This is a genomic window from Bacillus cereus (genome assembly GCF_025917685.1).
Classification (GTDB): Bacteria; Bacillota; Bacilli; order Bacillales; family Bacillaceae_G; genus Bacillus_A; species Bacillus_A cereus_AT.
Map to the genome: position 1 here is coordinate 155,001 of NZ_CP089518.1, position 16,069 is coordinate 171,069.

Sequence of the window (16,069 nt, forward strand, 5' to 3'; positions counted from 1 at the left end):
TGATCCGGTGGTTCCGCATGGAAGGGCCATCGCTCAACGGATAAAAGCTACCCCGGGGATAACAGGCTTATCTCCCCCAAGAGTCCACATCGACGGGGAGGTTTGGCACCTCGATGTCGGCTCATCGCATCCTGGGGCTGTAGTCGGTCCCAAGGGTTGGGCTGTTCGCCCATTAAAGCGGTACGCGAGCTGGGTTCAGAACGTCGTGAGACAGTTCGGTCCCTATCCGTCGTGGGCGTAGGAAATTTGAGAGGAGCTGTCCTTAGTACGAGAGGACCGGGATGGACGCACCGCTGGTGTACCAGTTGTTCTGCCAAGGGCATAGCTGGGTAGCTATGTGCGGAAGGGATAAGTGCTGAAAGCATCTAAGCATGAAGCCCCCCTCAAGATGAGATTTCCCATAGCGTAAGCTAGTAAGATCCCTGAAAGATGATCAGGTTGATAGGTTCGAGGTGGAAGCATGGTGACATGTGGAGCTGACGAATACTAATAGATCGAGGACTTAACCATATAATATGTAGCAATGTTATCTAGTTTTGAAGGAATATATGTTTAGATTTCTTCTTGACATTCTGAAAAGAATGTGTATAATGATAAAAGTCTGGTAATGATGGCAGAGAGGTCACACCCGTTCCCATACCGAACACGGAAGTTAAGCTCTCTAGCGCCGATGGTAGTTGGGACCTTGTCCCTGTGAGAGTAGGACGTTGCCAGGCTTGTATTATTCCGCAGTAGCTCAGCGGTAGAGCTATCGGCTGTTAACCGATCGGTCGTAGGTTCGATTCCTACCTGCGGAGCCATTATGCTTCCATAGCTCAGCTGGTAGAGTACTTCCATGGTAAGGAAGAGGTCACCGGTTCAAGCCCGGTTGGAAGCTTGAGAAAAGTTTTGGATTTTTTTGGCCCGTTGGTCAAGTGGTTAAGACACCGCCCTTTCACGGCGGTAACACGGGTTCGAATCCCGTACGGGTCACCACTTTTGGAGGATTAGCTCAGCTGGGAGAGCACCTGCCTTACAAGCAGGGGGTCGGCGGTTCGATCCCGTCATCCTCCACCATATATATTTAAATGTCGGAGGGGTAGCGAAGTGGCTAAACGCGGCGGACTGTAAATCCGCTCCTTCGGGTTCGGCAGTTCGAATCTGCCCCCCTCCACCATTTTCTTTAAAATAACCTGAAAGGGTTTATTTTTTTGAGAAGATAACCATACTAGTAAATATTAATGGGCTATAGCCAAGCGGTAAGGCAACGGACTTTGACTCCGTCATGCGCTGGTTCGAATCCAGCTAGCCCAGCCATTTACGAGCCATTAGCTCAGTTGGTAGAGCATCTGACTTTTAATCAGAGGGTCGAAGGTTCGAATCCTTCATGGCTCACCATTTTCGCGGAAGTAGTTCAGTGGTAGAATACAACCTTGCCAAGGTTGGGGTCGCGGGTTCGAATCCCGTCTTCCGCTTTATTACTACGGGGCCTTAGCTCAGCTGGGAGAGCGCCTGCCTTGCACGCAGGAGGTCAGCGGTTCGATCCCGCTAGGCTCCATATAAATAGGGAAAGCTTACATCAAATGATGTAAGCTTTTTTTGTGCTTAAATTTCACATAAAAAGACAACTTGTGTATATGTTGTTTAAAATGAAAGAAGAGCATAAATAAGGAGAGATAATTATGAAAGTTGTCATTGCATCTGATTCATATAAAGAAAGTTTGAAAGCTATGGAGGCATGTGAAGCTATTGAAAGAGGTTTTGCAGCAGTTTTTCCTAAAGCAGAGTACGTTAAAGTACCAATTGGAGATGGAGGTGAAGGAACGGTCGAATCTCTTGTTGGTGCTACAATGGGAGAAATTATATCACTTAATGTGACAGGGCCGCTTGGAGAGAGCGTGCAAGCCTTTTATGGTATGTCTAAGGATAAGGAGACAGCATTTATTGAAATGGCAGCAGCATCAGGATTACAACACGTTCCAATTGAAAAGAGAAACCCACTTATTACAACAACAAAAGGGACAGGTGAACTTATATTACATGCATTAGATCAAGGAGTGAAACACATTATTTTAGGACTTGGAGGAAGTGCTACAAATGATGGTGGGGCTGGTATGCTATCCGCTTTAGGTACAAGGTTTATAAACAGGAAAGGTGAAGTAATAGAACCCTCTGGAGGGACATTAAATTTGATTACTACTGTTGATCTTTCTAGGATTGATTCACGCCTAAAGGATTTAAAGTTAGAAGCAGCGTGTGATGTAGATAACCCTTTAGTTGGAGCTAGCGGGGCATCTTTTGTATTTGCGAGACAAAAGGGCGCAAATGTAGAGATGATGAAAGAGCTAGATGAGAATTTAAAACATTATGCTAATATACTTAAACAACATGTATCTTTAGATGTATCTGAAATACCGGGGGCGGGGGCAGCTGGAGGAATGGGAGCAGCTGTCGTTGCGGTGCTAAAGGGGCAGTTAAGAAAAGGAATTGAAATTGTATTAGATTATACAAATTTTGATAAGTGTATAGAGGGCGCCGATCTGATTGTAACTGGTGAGGGAAGAATAGATGAACAAACAGCGTATGGAAAAGCTCCTGTTGGTGTCGCGAAGCGGGCGAAATATCGTCATATTCCTGTAATTGCTATTGGTGGATCTGTATCCTCGAATTATACGACTGTTTACGAAAAGGGAATTGATGCAGTGTTTAGTATTACAGCGAGTCCAATGACATTAGAAGAAGCATATAAAAGGGCAGAAGAGAATATCGAAATGACAGCAAGAAATATTGCAACAGTGTGGAAATTAGCATCAGAAAAACGCTTCTAAATGTAGAAGTGTTTTTTAATCCATTTATTTGATGATATTTTGCATAATCCTGAGTGATGATGGAGAAAAGTGCGGATAAAAATATTAGCTGATAGAAAAGTCAGTTGTTTCACTAAGTTAACTTTATACATAGAATAGTCTTAAAATTTAGGTTTCAATGAGTGTACAAGTGAATATATTGTATATCCATGCAGAAAAATGTCGAGTTGAGTCAGACTATATAAAAGATTTAAAATATTTAGGAAGGCATAAAAGGGGGATACTATCTATGAAAAAAGAAATCTCAGTTATTGGAGTTCCAATGGATTTAGGACAGATGCGTCGCGGGGTTGATATGGGACCAAGCGCGATCCGTTATGCAGGGGTAATTGAAAGAATTGAACAAATTGGATATGACGTTAAAGATTTGGGAGATATATGTATTGAGAGAGAAAAAGAAGTAGATGAAAATACAAAATTAAGAAACCTTACACAAGTTGCAACTGTATGTAATGAATTAGCAAGTAAGGTTGATCATATTATAGAAGAAGGTCGTTTTCCACTTGTATTAGGCGGTGACCATAGTATTGCTATCGGTACGCTAGCTGGTGTAGCGAAACATTATAAAAATTTAGGTGTTATTTGGTATGATGCACATGGTGATTTAAATACAGAAGAGACTTCACCATCTGGAAATATTCACGGTATGTCACTTGCTGCAAGTTTAGGCTATGGACATCCGACGCTTGTAGACTTATATGAAGCATATCCAAAGGTGAAAAAAGAGAACGTTGTAATTATCGGTGCACGTGCATTGGATGAAGGAGAAAAAGACTTTATTCGCGATGAAGGCATTAAAGTATTCTCAATGCATGAAATCGATCGTATGGGTATGACGGCTGTTATGGAAGAAACAATTGCGTATTTATCTCATACGGATGGTGTCCATTTATCATTAGATCTAGATGGGCTTGATCCTCATGACGCACCAGGAGTTGGAACACCTGTAATTGGCGGTCTATCTTATCGTGAAAGCCACTTAGCGATGGAGATGTTAGCAGAAGCTGATATTGTTACATCTGCTGAGTTTGTTGAAGTAAATACAATTTTAGATGAGAGAAACAGAACAGCAACAACAGCGGTTGCTTTAATGGGTTCTTTATTCGGTGAAAAACTGAAATAAATGTAAGAAAAGCAACTGTGAAGTTGCTTTTTTTATTGGGAAATAGGCGTATAATTATGATTGATATTATACTGTAGGGTAAGAAAGGTTGACATCTTACCAATTTAAGCTAAAGGGGGCGTTTGTAATTGTCGTTTGTTTCATGTATGGTATAATTAACTAGTTGTTGGAAATACATACAGATAGAGCATAAAATAATATTTCAATATATGGATAGAATTGCTCGTAAGTAGGAGGAAGGGTTAGCATGCCTTTTGAAGATACGACCATTTTGAAATATCTTAGTACGGCATTAGATATTGCTGTTGTATGGTTTATTATATATAAGCTAATTCTTATAATCCGGGGCACGAAGGCTGTTCAACTTTTAAAAGGTATTACAGTTATTATTGTCGTCCGGATGATCAGTATTTTACTTGAATTGCATACGCTATATTGGCTAACGGAACAAGTATTAACGTGGGGATTCCTAGCTGTTATTATTATCTTCCAGCCAGAATTGCGAAGAGCACTTGAGCAGCTAGGACGAGGTAGTCTGTTTTCGCGTGTGGGAACTCACGAGGAAGATGAACCTGAAATTGTTGCAACAGCGATAGCGAAAGCTACGGAATATATGGGAAAACGTAGAATAGGTGCATTAATTACGTTGTCAAAAGAGACTGGGATGGGTGACTATGTGGAAACGGGTATTCCGCTGAACGCAAATGTGTCATCAGAACTACTCATTAATATTTTTATCCCTAATACCCCTCTTCATGATGGAGCAGTAATTATGCAGGGAAGTACAATTAAAGCAGCAGCATGTTATCTTCCGCTATCAGAAAGTCCGTTTATTTCTAAGGAGTTAGGAACAAGGCATCGCGCTGCAATGGGAGTTAGTGAAGTTACTGATAGTATTACAGTAGTTGTGTCGGAAGAAACGGGTCAAATTTCTTTAACGAAAAACGGTGAGTTACATCGTGATTTGAAGACAGAGCAGCTGAAGGATATGTTGTTAGCAGAATTTAGTGGGAACGAAAAAACGACTTCTTCGTCTTTATGGAATTGGAGGAGAAAGCGTCATGGATAAGCTAATGGAGAATCATTGGTTTTTAAAAGGAATCTCATTACTATTGGCGTGTATGCTTTTTATGTCAGCAACTTTAACCGAAAAAAATACGACAGCGAGTATATTACCTTTCGTAAATGAAACGAAAGAAACATTAACTGATTATCCCATTACTATTAAGTATGATGAAGAGAAGTATATTGTAAGTGGTATTCCACCAGGTGGAGTCAAGGTGAAGTTAGAAGGCCCAAAAGCATCGGTCGCTGCAACAAAAGCAAAAAGCCAATTTAATATACCAGTTGATTTGCGAGACAGTCGAGTAGGAACCTATGAAGTTTCTTTAAAAGCGAACGGGCTTCCAGATGATGTGAAAGGGACAGTTCAACCATCAACAATTAAAGTCACTCTTCATGAAAAAGCGAAAAAGTATGTTCATGTGGATTTGAAATTATCAAATGAAGATCAGATGCCAGCAGGTTCTACTATTGAGAAATCGAGTATTAAGCCCGACACTGTTGAAGTAGTTGGAACAAAAGAAGAAATAGAAAGTATTTCATCTGCTAAGGCATATATCGACTTAAAAGGCGTGAATAAAACTGTTACAAAAACAGCAGACGTTACATTGTACAATAAAGAAGGGAAACGTTTAAATGTAAAAACGAGTCCATCTAAAATAAGTGTAACCGTGAATGTAGTGACACAACCTACAGCAAATAACGTCGAAAAAACAGTACCTCTAACATATTCGAAAAAAGGGAATTTGCCAGAGGGTTTAGCTGTTACAAATATTAATGTTGAACCAAAAGAGGTAACGATAGCAGGTCCAAAAGACATTTTGGATAATATACAATCTATAGAGGGGGTCGAGGTAGATCTTAGTCAATTGACGGATTCTACAACATTCGATGCCTCTGTTTTATTGCCAAAAGGTGTGACAAGTGCAAAACCAAATCAAGTGAAGGTTTCTGTAGGGGTACAAAAGGTAAAACAAACGAAAAGTAAAACTATAGAGGGTATCCCGATTCAAAAAAATGGAATTCCGAATGATGTTACTGCTCAGCTACTTTCGCCACAGGATGGAAAGATAAGCGTTGATATTTCAGGAGAAGCAAGTATAGTAGATAAAATAACAGCTGCTCAAATAACAGCTGCGATTAATCTGCAAAATGTATCTCCGGGGACGAAGGATGTTTCTATTCAAGTGAGCGGTCCTGGTAATATTTCGATAGAACCAAAACAAAAAGGTGCTAAAGTCACAATTGTGAAGAAAGAAAAACCAGATAAAGAAGTACAGGGTAATATTGAACAACCAGATCCAGCAAACAATAAAGAAAATCAAACTGAAAAACCAAAAAATCCGGAACCGGATCCAGAAAAGGATCAGGGAAAAGATAAAGAAAAAGATAAAGAAAATGGCCAAGAAACGAGCCAAGAACCAACAGTAGATAATCACAAAGAGCATGAAAAAGGAGCGAATAATAATGGGTAAATATTTTGGTACAGACGGAGTACGCGGGGTTGCAAATAAGGAATTAACACCTGAATTAGCATTCAAAATTGGACGTTTTGGCGGCTATGTATTAACAAAAGATACAGATCGTCCAAAAGTAATTATTGGCCGTGATACACGTGTATCTGGACATATGTTAGAAGGAGCTTTAGTAGCAGGCCTATTATCAACTGGAGCAGAAGTAATGCGTCTTGGTGTTATTTCTACACCAGGTGTGGCTTATTTAACAAAAGCTTTAGATGCACAAGCGGGTGTTATGATTTCTGCATCTCATAATCCAGTACAAGATAATGGAATTAAGTTCTTCGGTTCAGATGGTTTTAAATTAACAGATGAGCAAGAAGCTGAAATTGAAGCATTATTAGACAAAGAAGTTGACGAGTTACCACGTCCAACAGGTACTAACCTTGGCCAAGTGAGTGATTATTTTGAAGGTGGACAAAAGTATTTACAATACATTAAACAAACTGTAGAGGAAGATTTCTCTGGTTTACATATTGCTTTAGATTGCGCACACGGTGCGACTTCTTCTTTAGCTCCATACTTATTTGCAGACTTAGAAGCTGATATTTCAACGATGGGAACTTCTCCAAACGGTATGAATATTAACGAAGGTGTAGGATCTACACATCCAGAAGTCTTAGCTGAATTAGTAAAAGAAAAAGGTGCTGATATCGGACTTGCTTTTGATGGTGATGGCGACCGTTTAATCGCGGTAGATGAAAAAGGAAACATCGTTGACGGCGATCAAATTATGTTTATTTGTGCGAAGTATATGAAAGAAACTGGTCAATTGAAACATAATACAGTTGTTTCAACAGTTATGAGTAACTTAGGCTTCTATAAAGCACTTGAAGCAAACAATATTACAAGTGATAAAACAGCAGTTGGTGACCGCTACGTAATGGAAGAAATGAAACGTGGTGGATATAATCTGGGCGGAGAACAATCAGGTCACATTATCTTACTTGATTACATTACAACTGGTGATGGAATGTTAAGTGCACTTCAACTTGTAAACATCATGAAAATGACGAAAAAGCCATTATCTGAGCTTGCAGGCGAGATGACAAAATTCCCACAATTACTAGTAAACGTTCGTGTAACAGATAAAAAACTAGCATTAGAAAATGAGAAAATTAAAGAAATTATTTGTGTTGTAGAGGAAGAAATGAACGGAGACGGTCGTATTCTTGTTCGTCCATCTGGAACAGAACCACTTATTCGTGTAATGGCAGAAGCACCGACACAAGAAATTTGTGATGGATATGTACATCGTATTGTAGAAGTTGTGAAAGCTGAAGTTGGCGTTGAATAATTCGCCGATTCTATGAAAAAGGAGCACAAAAAGTGCTCCTTTTTCATATGTTTTATAGACAATGAAAAAAATTTCATTGACGATTTATATTGTTTGTTATACGATGGTCTTGTTCTTTTTCTCAAAGGAAATATTGTAAATTATAAAAGCGCCAGAACTACAAGTAGTGTAGTTGACGAGGTGGAGTTTATCGAGATTTCGGCGGATGACTCCCGGTTGTTCATCACAACCGCAAACTTTTACTTAAAACATTAAGGTGACTTAGTGGACAAAGGTGAAAGTGTGATGAGAGAAAAGGAACGGATGAATACTAGCTGTATAAGTATATACGGACTTTAACCCAATCGAGAGGAAGGTGAAAGCCGTTACAAGCTTACAGGGCTAGCAATATGTAATCCGTTTTTTTAATATAAATAAATGGTATCGGACTATGTCGTTACATGTTCGCAAAGCAGTGTAAGCATTTGTAACGGCGACTAAACATGTGTGGAATTGTAGGATTTATTGGAGAGCAAGATGCAAAGGAAATTTTATTAAAAGGTTTAGAAAAACTAGAATATCGTGGATATGATTCAGCAGGTATTGCAGTACAAGCAGAGAACGGTGTTGTTGTATACAAAGAAAAAGGCCGTATTGCAAAGCTTCGCGAAATCGTAGATGAGAACGTAGCAGCAAGCGTAGGGATTGGACATACACGCTGGGCTACACATGGTGTTCCAAGTAAGTTAAACGCGCATCCGCATCAAAGTACATCAAAACGCTTTACACTAGTTCATAACGGTGTAATTGAAAACTATGAATTAGTGAAAAAGGAATATTTACAAGATGTAACGTTCGTAAGTGAAACAGATACAGAAATTATCGTACAGCTTATGGAACAACAAGTGAGCACAGGATTAAGTGTAGAAGAAGCGTTCCGTAATACGCTATCTCTTTTACATGGCTCTTATGCAATCGGATTACTTGATGCTGAAAATCCAAACATGATTTATGTTGCTAAAAACAAAAGCCCGCTATTAGTAGGTGTTGGTGACAACTTTAATGTTGTGGCGAGCGACGCTATGGCGATGTTACAAGTTACAGATCAATTTATCGAGTTAATGGATAAAGAAATCGTAATTGTAACGAAAGAAAGCATTACAATTAAAAACTTACAAGGTGAAACGATTGAACGTGCACCTTATACAGCGGAATTAGACGCAAGTGATATTGAAAAAGGAACGTATCCTCATTTCATGCTTAAAGAAATCGATGAGCAACCACTTGTAATCCGTAATATAATTCAAAAGTATCAAGATGAAAATGGCGAGATTGAACTGGATGCAGATATCCGTAACGCAATTTTAGATAGCGATCGCATTTACATCATTGCATGTGGAACAAGTTATCATGCAGGTCTTGTTGGAAAGCAATTCATCGAGAAATTTGCGAAAGTACCAGTTGAAGTACACGTAGCAAGTGAATTCTCTTACAATATGCCATTATTAACAGAAAGACCATTCTTCATTTACATTTCACAAAGTGGTGAAACAGCTGATAGCCGTGCAGTACTTGTGCAAACAAATGAAATGGGTCATAAAGCATTAACGATTACAAATGTACCTGGTTCTACGCTTTCTCGTGAAGCTGATTATACACTTCCGTTATATGCGGGACCAGAAATTGCAGTTGCATCAACGAAAGCTTACACAGCACAACTTGCAGTACTTTCAATCTTAGCAGCTGACATTGCAAAAGCTAAAGGTGAAATTCTTGATTTTGATTTAACTCACGAACTAGGACTTGTAGCAAATGCAATGGTAGTACTTTGTGATCAAAAAGAAGAGATGGACGCATTAGCAAAACAATTTTTAGCAACAACGCGTAACTGCTTCTTCATCGGACGTAGCGTAGACTTCTTCGTAGGTTTAGAAGGTGCGTTAAAACTAAAAGAAATCTCTTACATCCAAGCAGAAGGATTTGCTGGAGGAGAATTAAAACACGGTACAATTGCCTTAATCGAAAACGGTACACCAGTTATCGCACTTGCTACACAAGAGCACGTAAACCTTGGAATTCGTGGTAACGTGAAAGAAGTAGTAGCGCGCGGGGCTAACCCATGTATCATCTCAATGAAAGGCTTAGAAATGGAAGGTGACAGCTTCGTATTACCAGCTGTACACGAAGCACTAGCACCGCTAGTAGCAGTTATTCCATTACAACTTATCTCATACTACGCAGCACTTCACCGCGAATGTGACGTTGATAAGCCACGTAACTTAGCTAAGTCTGTTACTGTTGAGTAGAGGTTGGTAGATTTGAAATAAATTTGTGAAGCTTCACCCCTTTGGATATTTTTATCTAAAGGGGTGTTTTTGTGTCCAAAAGAAAAAGAACATCTAAAATTGATAAGTGGATTAAAGAGGGGCGAGGAACTAGCAGTGGGGATGGACAGAATCCCCACTGATTAAAGTTTCACTTTATCGGATTTTGAAAGGAACTACTTTTATTTATCAGAATTTTCCGTTATCATTTTAAGTATTCGTGAACAATTTCCTTTATTACACAGGAAGAGACGATAGATTATTAGACATTACGAGGGGGCTTATTAATGCAAATAAATGAAGAAACATATTTAAGTATAGAAGAGATTATTTCATTACCAGCTTTATCAAGTACAAACATAAGTGATGATGGAAAAAATGTAGCATTTGTTAAGAAGACAGCTAACTGGAAAGACAATACATATAGGAATCATATATGGATATATGAAAAAGATAAGGAGCAGAGTTACCCATTAACAACTGGGGATATAGATAGTATACACCCATTATGGTCCCCAGATTCTAGGGATATCGCCTACCTTAGCCCAGTTGGTGAGGGGGATAATAAGAAAAATCAAATCTTTGTTAAGTCAATAGATGGTTATGGTGAGTTACAAATTACTGATGAGAAAGAAGGGATCAGTAATTTTAAATGGGAGCCTAGTGGTAAAGGCTTTTATTATGTGGCACAGTCAAAAGAATCAGAGCTGATAAAGAAGCGGAAGGAACTATATGGGGATTTCCAACGTATAGGTAAGGAGTACAAGAATAATTGTTTATATTACATTGAAATAGAAAAAGTGATACAAAATGATAAAGAGGAACATGAAAATAGCGGTGTTTATCAACTAACTAATGGGAAGGATTTTCATATCCACGAATTTGATATTTCAAATGATGGGAAAAAGGTTGTATTTATGGCTACACCAAGCTCAAATATGGGAGATTATATGAATGGAGATCTATACATACTAGATATTAAAGCTGGAGAGCTACAAAAGATGAATATGGATAAGTTGTTGGGAGGGAGCGTTTGCTTTTCTCCTGAAGGCAGCAAAATATGCTACTCAGCAAGCATAAGGGAGAAGGAGTACTATAAGACTCATATACAAGACAGTACATTAGAGATATATGATATGAATACTGGAGAGGTAATTCGGCCTTTAACAAACTTTGATAGTACGGTTATGCCATTACAGTGGACGGCTAAGGGGATTTTAATTAGATGGCAGGATAAAACTAACTATCGTATTGGATTGCTATGTGAGGATGGCACTGTGGAAATGTTAAGTGACAAAGTAGATGGCTTTATAATGAATGCTTCTATAACAAGGGATGGAAATCATATATCCTATAATAAGGCTATTACAAATGAAACCTTTGAAATCTATTTAGACGATAAAAAAATAACGAATGAAAATAGCTTTTTCGAAGGAAAGCTTAAAAGTAATAGGGAAATAGTCTCATGGAAAAGTAGTGATGGTCTTGAAATAGAGGGTGTTTTATCGACTCCAGTAGAGTTTGACGCAAATGAAAAATATCCCTTATTAGTAGTAATCCATGGTGGTCCGGCTTGGGCATCCTTCCCGATATTTTCAGAGTGTTTTAATGAAAAATATCCTATTGAGCAATTTATCGAAAAAGGCTTTATAGTTTTAGAGCCGAACTATAGGGGAAGTTCTGGTTATGGTAATGAATTCTTAAAAGCAAACTATCGAAAACAGGGAATTGCTGACTACGATGATGTTATATCTGGAGTGGATAAACTAGTTGATCAAGGGATTGTAGATAAGGGTAGAGTAGGGGTTATGGGATGGAGCAACGGGGGATATATATCAGCTTTCTGTTCTACATATAGTAGTAGATTTAAAGCTATTTCAGTTGGAGGTGGAATCACTAACTGGAGTACCCATTATGTAAATACAGATATCCCTTACTTTATTAGAATGCATTTAGGAAATACTCCATGGAATGATCCAGATATATATACAAAAACATCGCCAATGACATATATTAAATCAGCCTGTACTCCCACCTTAATCCAACATGGCGAAAAGGATGCAAGAATTCCAACTCTAAACGCATATGAGCTATATCAAGGATTAAGGGATATGGAAGTGGATACAGAATTAATTATATTTAAAGGAATGGCATATAGTTCTGACCAGCCAGGAATTAATGTGGCTATTATGAAGCAGAATTTGATGTGGTTTTCACACTATATTCTTGGAGAAAGTATGAAAGATTTTAGGACTTTATAATGGATATCCTCACAGGATACATAAGGATGAAACAGTCTCATAAGGAGGGCTGTTTTCATATTTATCTTGTGATTGTAGCTCTTGCTTCTGGTTCATCTGCAAGTATACGTATTATTGGATTTTCAGATAGCCTAACGTTATAAGGTAGCTTATAACGTTTAAATTACTTCTATAGATAAATTTGTATTATATCGAATTGTGAATAGTTTAGGTGATTTATTGTATATCAAAAAACCGAAATCTGATTATAGATTTCGGTTTCACTTTATGTGAGAAAATGATCGTGTTTCTTATTAGCTTATATTTAAAAGATGAACTGTTCTTATGCAGTTTTACTTAATTTATATGCTGCACGGCTATTTTTTTTGAAAAGTTTTTGGAAAACATAACCATCTAATCCGATACGTCCAGCATTCTGTCCTGCAACTAAAATGAACATAGTTAAAATAAGTAGGTTTGGGTTTACACTAACAGTTCCGCTTAATAAAAATGAAAGGTTCATTATGATTCCGAAAAATGCAGCTGTTTTTGTTAATCCACCTAAAATTAAACCGAGACCTACTAAAATTTCTCCCCATTGAACTAGAAAGCTAAATAGGTCTGCGTTTGGAAGAACAAAATGTTGAAGGAAATCTGCCCACCAACCTTGTACTGCAGGGTGACTACCTGATGCTTGAGCGATAGCTCCTTTTAGAAAACCACTTGCATCAAAAGACTGTCCAACAACTTTTCCTATTCCAGCAGCAAGCCACGCATATCCTATGTAAAATCGTAAAAATAATAATATGAAAGCAGCACGTTTATCAGTTCTTAAAAAGTTGATAACCATTGAAATCCCTCCAATGTATTGTATTTACATGTTTATTATATATCCATTGTGAAAAGATTCACAATGGATAAAGTGTGAACAAAAATTATGATTTTTCATTTGTACATAAAGTATTTGGAAATTTATTTTTTAGAGGATGAACAATAAATGAGGGATGGGAGCTCTCCACTAAAATAGATAGCTCCCATAGTAAACAGATTAATGTACATTCTTTTAACTATCTACTATTAGTGTATCTTTTCTTTTCCTTATTATTTCTCCGGTTTTATATAAGGAACAATTTGTGCAGTAACCCCTACAGAAGCACCACGAATAAAGTCTTGGTTTTCTAATGCCTTAAAGTTTTCTGTTTTTCCTGTTAGCATAACACCTAAAATTTTCACTTGATCGAATGGTTTGTTTTTGTTTGATTTTAAAAACTTCTGGATGTCTTCGTCATGTCCATCGTCATCGTATTGGTTAAGTGAATCAACGAACTCTTTATACGCTTCTTCAGGGGACTTGTCTGGATTAAATCCGTAAACGGGCATACCAGCAGGTCCCTTGCTTTCGTCTCCAATTGGTGAGGTCATATATAACCATACAATGTTTAAGTTGTCTGGAATTTTTTCTTTAATTTCTTGTAGTGTGTAGGGCTGATTGAAAGAGATAGCAACTTCGGCAACATAGTTGTTCATTTGTGAAACTTCCCCTAATTCATTTTGGACACCATCAAAATATTCCTTAATAGCGGGATTATAAAATGTTGCAAACTTTTTCTTTGTTTGTTTATCGTACTCGTAGAACTCTGTATCGGACCAATAAAAACCAGGTGTTAATTCATTGGAATCGATATTGGTACGGAGCCAACCATAGGAACTTGTTAATGTGTTCCATGGGACTACATAACCATTAATATTTTTAGAACGATTTGATATAATATTGCCGCCAAACATGGATGAGTTACTCGTTACTTGAGAATCAATTTGCACATTCGGTTCTGCAATTGCATTATGTAAAAAGAGATGTTCGTGAAGTTTCGTAGAACTTTTCGCCGCGAAGAAATTACCGATCTTATAAATTATAGGGATAAGTATTATTACGACGATAATAGAAGTAATAATGGTTTTGAGTAATTGCTTACGTTTCGCTTTTTTTAACGCATCTTTTAAAGAAGTGTCCATTAAGTTTTTCCTCCTACTGTAGAATGAATTGTTTTACGTGCGCGATGTAATTTTTGTTTGACACTGTTCACTTGAATATCTAATATTAGAGCGATTTCTTCATATGAAAAGTTGTAATAGTACTTTAAAAAGAAGGCCTCTTTATATTCTAATTTTATATCTTTTAATAGATAGAAAATCTCATCTTTATTTAAAACAGCGTCTAATTCTTGGTCTGTATATTGTAGTTTTGAATAAATCTCTTCAGTTAAATAAATGTTTTGCTGTTCTTTTTTTCTCTTTAAGTCAATGTATTCGTTTAGTGCGACTCTGAAAAACCATGGACGTATGTTACTCTCGGTTAGATCATCTAGCAATGTGTATACTTTATAGAAAGTATTTTGGATGATGTCTTCTGCATCTTCTTTTATAGCTCCTTTCGCTAGTAATAGCTTGAACACTTCCTCTCCTAAATTGATAAGATAGGAGGTCAATATTTTTTCTTTTCCCATCATTTTTCCTCCTTACACTTATACAACGAATAGGTAATGGTAAATGTATACACTTAAATTCAAATTAGTTATTAACTACGGTTTATAGTACATGATACTTCATGAATAGGAGTAATTATTTCGTTTTTTGAAATATTAAATCTTTAATGTTAAAATAAAATTTGGAGATATATGGAGAGGGGACAAAGACTCAATATGTGGATGAACTTGTAATGATTAGAAATTAGATAGATGAATTTTTCTCTCATAAGCGAGGGGTTATTTAGCTATCTGTAAATCATTCAAGGACTGCATATTTAGCTTGTACATCCCTTTTGTAAGGATAGATGCCTATGTGGGGAAATTTATATCTCTTATATAAAATATGCGTCCTTTAAACTTGGAGGAGTATAGTGTGAATCAATTAAAAAATAAAGTAGCTGTTGTTACAGGAGTTAGTCGTCTAGATGGTATTGGAGCAGCTATTTGTAAAGAATTAGCTGAAGCAGGATACGATATATTTTTTACGTACTGGACGAATTACGATAAAGAGATGCCTTGGGGCGTTGATCAAAATGAACAAATACAATTAAAAGAAGAGCTGTTACAAAACGGTGTGAAAGTATCAAGTATGGAGTTAGATTTAACTCGGAATGATGCATCAAATCAGCTTATAAATAAAGTTACTGAACAACTAGGGTACCCTCATATATTAATTAACAATGCAGCGTATTCTACGAATAATGATTTCTCCAATTTGACTGCTGAAGATTTGGATAAACATTACATGGTAAATGTTCGCGGCACTACATTGTTAAGTAGTGAGTTTGCACGTGGATTTAATAAGAAATCAGGTGGTAGAATCGTTAATATTACTTCGGGACAGTTTAAAGGACCTATGGCTGGCGAGTTAGCCTATGCAACAACGAAGGGAGCTATTGATGCTCTCACTAGTACTTTGTCAGCAGAGGTAGCCCATTTAGGTATAACTGTTAATGCAATTAATCCAGGGCCAACTGATACGGGATGGATGACAGAAGAGATAAAAAGAGGATTAAAACCGATGTTTCCTTTCGGCAGAATTGGTGAACCGAAAGATGCAGCGAGGCTTATTAAGTTTTTAGTAAGTGAAGAAGCGGAGTGGATTACAGGACAAGTTATTCATTCAGAAGGTGGATTTAAGAGATAATTTTATAAT

At 37.5% G+C, this 16,069-nt stretch carries 11 protein-coding genes, 9 tRNA genes, 2 rRNA genes and 1 pseudogene (1 of these 23 running past the window's edge); 20 read left to right on the forward strand and 3 right to left on the reverse strand.

The annotated features are described in order from the left end of the window. The 19 genes and pseudogenes from LUS72_RS00885 to LUS72_RS00970 form a co-directional block, all read left to right on the forward strand. Positions 1-510 (forward strand): 23S ribosomal RNA (locus tag LUS72_RS00885); it begins 2,412 nt to the left of the window's first position. A gap of 90 nt (positions 511-600) precedes the next feature. Beyond that, a 5S ribosomal RNA gene (rrf, locus tag LUS72_RS00890) occupies positions 601-716 on the forward strand. Positions 717-725: 9 nt separating this feature from the next. Further along, a tRNA-Asn gene (locus LUS72_RS00895) sits at positions 726-800 on the forward strand. A gap of 4 nt (positions 801-804) precedes the next feature. Further along, positions 805-877: transfer RNA gene (locus LUS72_RS00900), tRNA-Thr, on the forward strand. A 23-nt stretch (positions 878-900) separates the two neighbouring features. Next, positions 901-975: transfer RNA gene (locus LUS72_RS00905), tRNA-Glu, on the forward strand. Between the two features lie 5 nt (positions 976-980). Beyond that, positions 981-1,056, forward strand: a tRNA-Val gene (locus tag LUS72_RS00910). Between the two features lie 16 nt (positions 1,057-1,072). Beyond that, positions 1,073-1,156 (forward strand) — tRNA-Tyr (locus tag LUS72_RS00915). Between the two features lie 65 nt (positions 1,157-1,221). Continuing rightward, positions 1,222-1,296: transfer RNA gene (locus LUS72_RS00920), tRNA-Gln, on the forward strand. 5 nt (positions 1,297-1,301) lie between these two features. Continuing rightward, positions 1,302-1,377 (forward strand) — tRNA-Lys (locus tag LUS72_RS00925). 5 nt (positions 1,378-1,382) lie between these two features. Next, positions 1,383-1,454, forward strand: a tRNA-Gly gene (locus tag LUS72_RS00930). A 10-nt stretch (positions 1,455-1,464) separates the two neighbouring features. Next, a tRNA-Ala gene (locus LUS72_RS00935) sits at positions 1,465-1,537 on the forward strand. A 124-nt stretch (positions 1,538-1,661) separates the two neighbouring features. Further along, positions 1,662-2,807, forward strand: coding sequence for a glycerate kinase (locus tag LUS72_RS00940; RefSeq protein WP_097831170.1), 1,146 nt, complete (start codon positions 1,662-1,664; stop codon positions 2,805-2,807). Positions 2,808-3,075: 268 nt separating this feature from the next. Then, a complete protein-coding gene (rocF, locus tag LUS72_RS00945) occupies positions 3,076-3,969 on the forward strand; it encodes an arginase (protein WP_000711584.1) in 894 nt (297 codons plus the stop codon). 247 nt (positions 3,970-4,216) lie between these two features. Continuing rightward, on the forward strand, positions 4,217-5,038 hold the full coding sequence (cdaA, locus tag LUS72_RS00950) for a diadenylate cyclase CdaA (protein ID WP_001115704.1): 822 nt from the start codon (positions 4,217-4,219) through the stop codon (positions 5,036-5,038). Next, the gene (locus LUS72_RS00955; protein WP_097831171.1) at positions 5,031-6,506 is read left to right on the forward strand and encodes a CdaR family protein; all 1,476 of its coding nucleotides are present in this window, start codon (positions 5,031-5,033) and stop codon (positions 6,504-6,506) included. The genes cdaA and LUS72_RS00955 overlap by 8 nt, the downstream gene beginning before the upstream one ends. Further along, a complete protein-coding gene (gene glmM, locus LUS72_RS00960; protein ID WP_097831172.1) occupies positions 6,499-7,845 on the forward strand; it encodes a phosphoglucosamine mutase in 1,347 nt (448 codons plus the stop codon). The genes LUS72_RS00955 and glmM overlap by 8 nt, the downstream gene beginning before the upstream one ends. Positions 7,846-8,130: 285 nt before the next feature. Then, positions 8,131-8,315 (forward strand): annotated as a pseudogene (locus LUS72_RS27300) (hypothetical protein). Between the two features lie 12 nt (positions 8,316-8,327). Next, positions 8,328-10,130 carry a glutamine--fructose-6-phosphate transaminase (isomerizing) gene (gene glmS / locus LUS72_RS00965; RefSeq protein WP_097831173.1) on the forward strand — a complete coding sequence of 601 codons (1,803 nt, stop codon included), beginning with the start codon at positions 8,328-8,330 and terminating at the stop codon, positions 10,128-10,130. Positions 10,131-10,435: 305 nt separating this feature from the next. Beyond that, positions 10,436-12,409, forward strand: coding sequence for a S9 family peptidase (locus LUS72_RS00970; protein ID WP_264448503.1), 1,974 nt, complete (start codon positions 10,436-10,438; stop codon positions 12,407-12,409). Positions 12,410-12,731: 322 nt separating this feature from the next. Here LUS72_RS00970 and LUS72_RS00975 read toward each other — a convergent pair whose 3' ends face one another. The 3 genes from LUS72_RS00975 to LUS72_RS00985 all read right to left on the reverse strand — a co-directional run bounded on the left by LUS72_RS00975 (position 12,732) and on the right by LUS72_RS00985 (position 14,892). Then, the gene (locus LUS72_RS00975) at positions 12,732-13,238 is read right to left on the reverse strand and encodes a DoxX family membrane protein (RefSeq protein WP_098361708.1); all 507 of its coding nucleotides are present in this window, start codon (positions 13,236-13,238) and stop codon (positions 12,732-12,734) included. Between the two features lie 251 nt (positions 13,239-13,489). After that, positions 13,490-14,401 (reverse strand): sigma factor regulator N-terminal domain-containing protein, encoded by a 912-nt coding sequence (locus LUS72_RS00980; RefSeq protein WP_097831175.1) that lies wholly within the window; start codon positions 14,399-14,401, stop codon positions 13,490-13,492. Then, complete coding sequence (locus LUS72_RS00985) at positions 14,401-14,892, reverse strand: RNA polymerase sigma factor (RefSeq protein WP_097831176.1); 492 nt, start codon at positions 14,890-14,892, stop codon at positions 14,401-14,403. The genes LUS72_RS00980 and LUS72_RS00985 overlap by 1 nt, the downstream gene beginning before the upstream one ends. 364 nt (positions 14,893-15,256) lie before the next feature. On the opposite strand from LUS72_RS00985, the gene LUS72_RS00990 reads away from it, so the two are divergent. Further along, positions 15,257-16,060 (forward strand): SDR family oxidoreductase, encoded by an 804-nt coding sequence (locus tag LUS72_RS00990; protein ID WP_097831177.1) that lies wholly within the window; start codon positions 15,257-15,259, stop codon positions 16,058-16,060. The last annotated feature ends 9 nt before the right edge of the window (positions 16,061-16,069 follow it).